The organism is Streptomyces sp. MK7, from assembly GCF_032658145.1.
GTDB classification, from domain to species: domain Bacteria; phylum Actinomycetota; class Actinomycetes; order Streptomycetales; family Streptomycetaceae; genus Streptomyces; species Streptomyces spiralis.
In genome coordinates, this window is the sequence record NZ_JAVACL010000022.1 from 136,984 (window position 1) to 143,825 (window position 6,842).

Genomic DNA, 6,842 nt, shown 5'->3' on the forward strand with positions numbered 1-6,842 from the left:
CGACATGCCTCGCCTCGCCCTCTACGCCCTGATCGTCTGTGTGCTCTCCGTGGCCGCGGCGGTCGTCTCCTTCGTCCAGGGCAGCTGGCTGGGGATCGTGTGGATCCTGCTGGCGGGGCTGTCGTCCAACATGACCTGGTACTACGCGCGCCGGGGCCGGGCCGCCCGGGACGGGTCCGTCACGGGCTGAGCGTGCAGAACTCGTTCGTGCCCTGCCAGAAGCGGTACATCTCCTGGCCGCAGTAGCTGTCGAAGTCGCTGATCCCCAGGCCCCGCAGGATCGCGTCGATCACGTCGAAGAAGACGTTGTTGATCGACGGCACCCACAGCAGCGCGAACACGATCAGCAGACCGAACGGCGCGAAGGGCTCCACCTGGCGCTTGACCTGGTACGACAGCCACGGCTCGAGCACGCCGTAGCCGTCCAGGCCGGGGACCGGGAGGAAGTTCAGGATCGCGGCCGTGACCTGGAGCAGCGCGAGGAACGCCAGGGCGAAGCGGAAGTCACGGGGCACGCCGTCCAGCGCGTGCAGCCAGAACGGGGCCGTGCACACCGCCGCGAACAGCACGTTCGTCAGCGGGCCCGCCGCCGAGATCAGGCTGTGCCGCCAGCGGCCCCTGACCCTGGACCGCTCGATGAACACCGCACCGCCCGGCAGGCCGATCCCGCCCATGATCACGAAGATCACCGGGAGCACGATGCTCAGCAGGGCGTGCGTGTACTTCAGCGGGTTCAGCGTGAGGTAGCCCTTCGCGCCGACCGTGATGTCCCCGCTGTGCAGCGCGGTGCGCGCGTGCGCGTACTCGTGCAGGCACAGGGAGACGATCCAGGCCGCCGTCACGAACAGGAACACCGCGACGCCCGGCTGCTCGGCGAACCCGGTCCAGGTGGCCCAGCCCGTGACCGCGGTGACGGCGAGTATCCCGACGAACACGGGACTCATCCGCCGGTCGCTGTGGCGGGTGGTGACGGTGGTCATCGAGAAACTCCTGTGGTCGTCCTGGTCCGTCCGGGCGAGCCCGACCGTACCGGGCGCAAGGGAGGAACGTCTCGTGCCGGGTGACGGGTTCCTTCGGCGGGTCCCTTTCACGGGGATTCGTGGTGGGCCGGGGGCGTGCGGAGGCGGGGGCGCGGCGCGTGTGCCGGGACACCGATTCCGGACGCCACCGGGCGCCGCGCCGCGCAACCCCCGTGACCGGCCCTGACGTCCCTGGAGACAATGGACCCCGTGCGCTATCGCATCCTCGGCACCACGCAGGCACTCCGCCCGGACGGCACGGCCGTCCCGGTCGGCGGAGCGCGGCTGCGCGCCCTGCTGACCGTGCTCGCCCTGCGACCCGACCGTACCGTCCCGGTCCGCGTCCTGGTCGACGAGGTGTGGGCAGGGGATCCGCCCGCCGACGCCACGGGCGCGCTCCAGGCGCTGGTCGGGCGGCTGCGCCGGGCGCTCGGCGCGGGCGCGGTGGCCTCCGCCGAGGGCGGCTACCGGCTCACCGCCACCGCCGACGACGTCGACCTGCACCGTTTCGAGCGGCTGGCGGGCGAGGGGCTGCGCGCGCTCGGCGACGGCGACCCCGCGAAGGCGGCCGGCGTCCTCGACGACGCCCTCGCCCTGTGGCGCGGCCCCGCCCTCGCCGACCTGCCCGACAGCACCGCCGAGGCGGCCCGCTTTGAGGCCCGCCACCTGGACGCGCGCCGCGCCCGGCTCACCGCCGGGCTCGCCCTCGGCCAGGCCGAGCAGGTCCTGCCCGAGCTGACCGCCCTGTGCGACACGCACCCGCTGGACGAACCCCTCCAGGCCCTGCGCCTGCGCGCCCTGCGCGAGGCGGGCCGCTCGGCCGAGGCCCTGGCCGCCTACGAGGACGTACGGCGACTGCTGGCCGACCGCCTCGGCTCCGACCCCGGAGCGGAGCTGCGCGCGCTGCACGGGGAGCTGCTGCGCCCGCGGGGGACGCCGGAAGCCGAGGCGAGCGGTACGGGCACGCTCCCGGGGACCGGGAGCCGTACCGGACAGACCGGCGCGCGCGGGGCGCCCGGCGCCGCCGGGGCGCGGCGCGAGGCGACCGGCGCGGGAGCCGAGGGCCCCGGCCCCGGCCCCGCATCCGGACCCGGGACCGGGACCGCGGCCGGGACGGACTCCGCCCACGCCGTCCCGGCCGGTGACAGCGCCGTCCCGGCCGGTGACCGCGCCGCCGCGGCCGGTGACAGCGCCGCCCATGCCGTCGAGCCGGAGGGCCCGGTGCCCGCCCCCGCGCCACCCAGCAACCTCCGTGCCCGGCTCACCTCCTTCGTGGGCCGCGAGGCGGACATCGAGTCGATCCGTGCCGACCTCGGCGCCGCGCGGCTGGTCACACTGCTCGGGCCGGGCGGGGCCGGCAAGACCCGGTTGTCGCAGGAGGCCGCCGAGAGGGTGCGGCCCGCCCTGCGGGACGGGGTGTGGCTGGCCGAACTCGCGCCCGTCGACGAACAGGCCGGGGTGCCCGCGGCCGTGCTCACGGCCGTCGGCGCCCGCGAGACCGTGCTCTACGGCGCCGGGGCGGAGGAGATCCGGGCGGCGGTCGCCGACCGGCTCGACGACCCCGTCGAGCGGCTCGTCGAGCACTGCGCCCGGCGCCGCATGCTGCTCCTCCTCGACAACTGCGAGCACGTCGTCGACGCCGCCGCCCATCTCGTCGAGGAGCTGCTCGCCCGCTGCCCGCACCTGACCGTCCTCGCCACCAGTCGCGAACCCCTCGGGGTACCGGGGGAGGTGCTGCGGCCGGTGGAGCCGCTGCCCGAGCCGGTCGCGCTGCGGCTGCTCGCCGACCGGGGAGCGGCCGTACGGCCCGGTTTCCGGATCGACGCGGACGAGGAGACGGCGGCGGCGTGCGCCGAGATCTGCCGGCGCCTGGACGGCCTGCCCCTCGCCATCGAACTGGCCGCCGCCCGGCTGAGGCTGCTCACCCCGCGCCAGATCGCCGTCCGGCTCGACGACCGCTTCCGGCTCCTCACCTCCGGCAGCCGCACCGTGCTGCCCCGCCAGCAGACCCTGCGGGCCGTGGTCGACTGGTCCTGGGACCTGCTGGACGAGGAGGAACGGGACGTCCTGAGCCGGCTGTCCGTCTTCGCCGGCGGCTGCGACCTTGCCGCCGCCGAGGCCGTGTGCGGGCCCGCCGCCTTCGACGCCCTCGGCTCGCTGGTCGACAAGTCGCTCGTGGTGGCCGCCCCCGGCGCCGACGGCGAGATGCGCTACCGGCTGCTGGAGACCGTCGCCGAGTACGCGGCCGAGCGGCTGGCGGAGCGAGGCGGACGTCGGCAGGCCGAGCGCGCCCACCTGACGTACTACCGTGAACTCGCCCGCACCACCGACCCGTTGCTGCGCGGCGCCGAACAGGGCACCGCCATCGCCCGGTTCGAGACGGAGTACGAGAACCTGCGCACCGCGCTGCGGCACGCCGTCGCCGAGCGCGACGAGCAGGAGGGCCTGTGCCTGATCCTCTCGCTCGTTCACTACTGGCAGCTGCGCGACGTGCGCATCGAGGCCCGCAACTGGTGCCGCGAGGTCATGGCGCTCGGCCCGGACCCGTTCACCGATCCGGTGCGCCGCGCCGCCCCGGTGTGGCAGCGCTGCACCGACGCCCCGCCACCGATGACCGGGGAGATCCTCGCCGAGGCCCGCCGCGGCCTGCACCTGGCCCACCTCGCCTGCATGGAGACCGAGCTGGAGGCCTGGGAGTCCCCGGCGGCGAAACGGAAACTCCAGATCATCGCCCAGGTCTACGAGCCCGGACAGCCGCAGACCTGCCGCAGCCCCGGCATGCTGTGGTTCTTCGCCGTCATCATGACCGGCGACATCGACCGGATCCGCACCATCACCGACTCCTCCGTCCGCACCTGCCGCAGCGCCCCCGGGTTCGAGTGGGAACTGGCCAACGCGCTCCAGATGCGCGCCAATCTGCTGGCCAACCGCACCGACTGGGCGGGCGACGCGGTGACCGACGCCGAGGAGGCACTGGAGATCTTCCGCCGCCTCGGCGACGCCTGGGGTGTCGCCGAGGCACTGTCCGCGCGCGGCGAGGCCCACGAGCGCAGCGGCCGGCACCTCCGGGCGGCCGCCGACTACGAGGCGGCCGTGGAGCACGCCGAACGCCTCGGCGCCCACGCCCAGGTCGCGGTGCTCAACGCCCGGCTCGGCAGCGCCCTGGTGGAGGCCGGCCGGACCGAGCGCGGCGAACGGATCCTGCGCGAGGTGATCGAGCGACAGACCGGCGCCGTCAGCGAGGCGCTGCCCGCGGCCCGGCTGTTCCTGGCGGGCCGGCTCAGCACGAGCGGCCGGTGCGCCGAGGCGCGGGAGCAACTGCGCCTGCTGCGCGAGGAGTTCACCCTCTCCCACTTCGTCGTCTTCGACGGCTTCATCCTGGGCATGGAGGCGTGGCTGGACGCGGTCGACGACCGCTTGGAGGACGCCCTGGACAAGACCCGTCAGGCGCTGGAGCGGGCGCAGGACCCCCTCTCGGTGACCATCGCGCCCCAGATGCGCTCGGTCTATCTGACGGTCGGCGCCCTGGCCCTCGCCGGCGTGGACGGCGGCAGCCGCGCCCGCGACGCCGCCCGCTGCCTCGGTGCCGCCGACGCGCTGCTGCCGCCCCGGCACGTCCACTCGTCCCTGGAACGGCACGGCCGCGACCGGGCGGTGCGGCGGATCCGGGCGCTGCTCGGCGAGCAGGAGTACCGGGCCGCGCACGCGGAGGGCGGCGGGCTCTCCGCCGAGGAGGCCGCCGCCCTGCTGTGAACCGTACCGGCCCGCGGGGCGCGTCAGGTCTTGGTACGGAACTTGTGGACGGCCACGGGCGCCATCACCGCCGTGATCGCCACCGACCAGCCCAGCGTCACCCACAGGTCGTGCGCGACGGGGCCGCCGATCATCAGTCCGCGCGAGGCGTCCGCGAGCGTGGAGAGCGGGTTGTAGTCGGTGAAGGCCTGCAGCCAGCCCGGCATCGACTTGGTCGGCGCGAAGATCGAGGAGCCGAACTGGAGCGGGAACAGCACCAGGAAGCCCATCGCCTGCACGGACTGCGCGTTCTTCAGGATCACGCCCAGGGTGAGGAACACCCACATGATCGACGAGGCGAACACCGCGGACAGGCCGACAGCGGCGAACAGACCGCCCCAGCGGTGGATGTCGAACCCGACCAGCACGGCGACGATCATCAGCACGGTGGTCGCGAACAGCATGCGCACCAGCTCCACCGTGATCTTCGCGAACAGCACCGAGCCGCGGCCGATCGGCAGGGACCGGAAGCGGTCCATGACACCGGAGTTGAAGTCCTGGCTGAAGCCGGTGCCGACGCCCTGGGACAGCGTCATGCTCATCATCGCGATCATGCCCGGGATGACGTACTGCACATACCCGTCCTGACCACCGCCCAGGGCCTGCCCGATCGAGCCGCCGAAGACGTACACGAACAGCAGGGTGAAGACGACCGGCATCAGCAGGGCGTCGAACATCGACTCGGGGTCCTGCTTGATCCACAGCAGGTTGCGGCGGATGAGGGCGCCGGTGTGGCGCAGATGCCCGCGCAGCGGGATGCGGACGTCGGCGGCGGTGGCGCCGGCGGTGGCGCCGGCGGTGGCGGTTGCGGTGGTCGCGCTCATACGGCGATCTCCTCGCGGGCGTCGGTGGGCCGGGCGTCCTGCGGGGCACTGGCGCGGTGGCCGGTGAGGGACAGGAAGACCTCGTCCAGGCTGGGCAGTTCGGTGGTGATGGAGGCGATGGTGATGCCGCGCGCGGTGACCGCGCCGACCACGGCGGTCAGTTGCTCGTCGCTCAGGATCGGCACGACCAGGGAGCCGGTCTCGGTGTCGACGGTCGTCGAGGCCAGGCCGGTGATGCCCAGGTCGTCGAGCATCGAGGCGAGCGGGCGCAGCTCCAGCGGGTCGGCCGGACGTACGCGCAGGGTGCGCCCGCCGACCTTCGCCTTGAGCTCCTCGATGCCGCCGTTCGCGATGACCTTGCCGCGGTCGACGACGGTCAGCTCGGAGGCGAGCTGCTCGGCCTCCTCCATGTACTGGGTGGTGAGCAGGACGGTGACGCCGTCGCCGACCATCTCCTTGACCTCGGCCCAGACCTCGTTGCGGGTGCGGGGGTCGAGGCCGGTGGTCGGCTCGTCGAGGTAGAGGACGGCGGGCCGGCCGATCATCGAGGCGGCCAGGTCGAGGCGGCGGCGCATACCGCCGGAGTACGTGCTCGCCGGGCGGCGGGCGGCCTCGGTGAGGGAGAAGCGCTCCAGCAGTTCGTCGGCGCGGGCGCGGGCGTCCTTGCGGGACAGGTCCAGGAGCCGGCCGATCATGTAGAGGTTCTCCCAGCCCGGGAGCTTCTCGTCCACGGAGGCGTACTGGCCGGTGAGTCCGATGACTCGGCGCAGCTGCCGGGGCTGGCGGACGACGTCGTAGCCGGCGACGGTCGCCTGGCCGGCGTCGGGGGCCAGCAGCGTGGACAGGATGCGTACGAGGGTGGTCTTGCCGGCGCCGTTCGGGCCGAGCACGCCCATCACGGTGCCCTCGCGCACGTCCAGGTCGACGCCGTCCAGCGCCTTGGTCTCGCCGTAGTGCTTGACCAGCCCCCGCACGGTCACGGCGTTGCCCGCGCCGCTGGGCTTGTTGTCGATTCGCGTCATGCCGACGACTGTTCCAGCCCCCACCGACAAACCACCGACATCCCACCGACAAGCGGACCGACAAGCCGCCGACAGCGTCTGCCGCTCCCTGGGGTGGGGCGCCTACGGGGGGGTGGGTGGGTCGGGGGGGGGGGGGGGGGGGGGGGGCCCCCGCCCCCGCCCCCACGCGCCCCCGCGGGGGGGGG

At 74.1% G+C, this 6,842-nt stretch carries 5 protein-coding genes; 2 read left to right on the forward strand and 3 right to left on the reverse strand.

What is annotated here, in order from left to right; translation table 11 throughout:
- Nucleotides 1-4 precede the first annotated feature (4 nt).
- The gene (locus R2S09_RS23690; RefSeq protein ID WP_306189268.1) at nt 5-190 is read left to right on the forward strand and encodes a hypothetical protein; all 186 of its coding nucleotides are present in this window, start codon (nt 5-7) and stop codon (nt 188-190) included.
- Here the strand turns inward: R2S09_RS23690 and R2S09_RS23695 are convergent.
- The gene (locus R2S09_RS23695; RefSeq protein ID WP_306189267.1) at nt 180-980 is read right to left on the reverse strand and encodes a site-2 protease family protein; all 801 of its coding nucleotides are present in this window, start codon (nt 978-980) and stop codon (nt 180-182) included. The two genes, R2S09_RS23690 and R2S09_RS23695, sit on opposite strands and share 11 nt — an antisense overlap.
- Nucleotides 981-1,220: 240 nt before the next feature.
- Here R2S09_RS23695 and R2S09_RS23700 point away from each other — a divergent pair, with 240 nt between their 5' ends.
- On the forward strand, nt 1,221-4,772 hold the full coding sequence (locus R2S09_RS23700) for a BTAD domain-containing putative transcriptional regulator (protein WP_316743080.1): 3,552 nt from the start codon (nt 1,221-1,223) through the stop codon (nt 4,770-4,772).
- A 23-nt stretch (nt 4,773-4,795) separates the two neighbouring features.
- On the opposite strand, the gene R2S09_RS23705 is transcribed toward R2S09_RS23700, so the two are convergent.
- Entirely contained in the window at nt 4,796-5,635 is an 840-nt protein-coding gene (locus tag R2S09_RS23705) for an ABC transporter permease (RefSeq protein ID WP_316743082.1), read from the reverse strand.
- Nucleotides 5,632-6,657, reverse strand: coding sequence for an ATP-binding cassette domain-containing protein (locus tag R2S09_RS23710; protein WP_306189265.1), 1,026 nt, complete (start codon nt 6,655-6,657; stop codon nt 5,632-5,634). Before R2S09_RS23710 ends, R2S09_RS23705 begins: the two co-directional genes overlap by 4 nt.
- Nucleotides 6,658-6,842 lie beyond the last annotated feature (185 nt).

What these genes read in the sequence shown, in the direction of transcription:
- R2S09_RS23705 (WP_316743082.1), bottom strand. Translation starts at nt 5,635, where the DNA reads ATGAGCGCGACCACCGCAACCGCCACCGCCGGCGCCACCGCCGGCGCC.
- R2S09_RS23695 (WP_306189267.1), bottom strand. Translation starts at nt 980, where the DNA reads ATGACCACCGTCACCACCCGCCACAGCGACCGGCGGATGAGTCCCGTG.
- R2S09_RS23700 (WP_316743080.1), top strand. Translation starts at nt 1,221, where the DNA reads ATGGACCCCGTGCGCTATCGCATCCTCGGCACCACGCAGGCACTCCGC.
- R2S09_RS23710 (WP_306189265.1), bottom strand. Translation starts at nt 6,657, where the DNA reads ATGACGCGAATCGACAACAAGCCCAGCGGCGCGGGCAACGCCGTGACC.
- R2S09_RS23690 (WP_306189268.1), top strand. Translation starts at nt 5, where the DNA reads ATGCCTCGCCTCGCCCTCTACGCCCTGATCGTCTGTGTGCTCTCCGTG.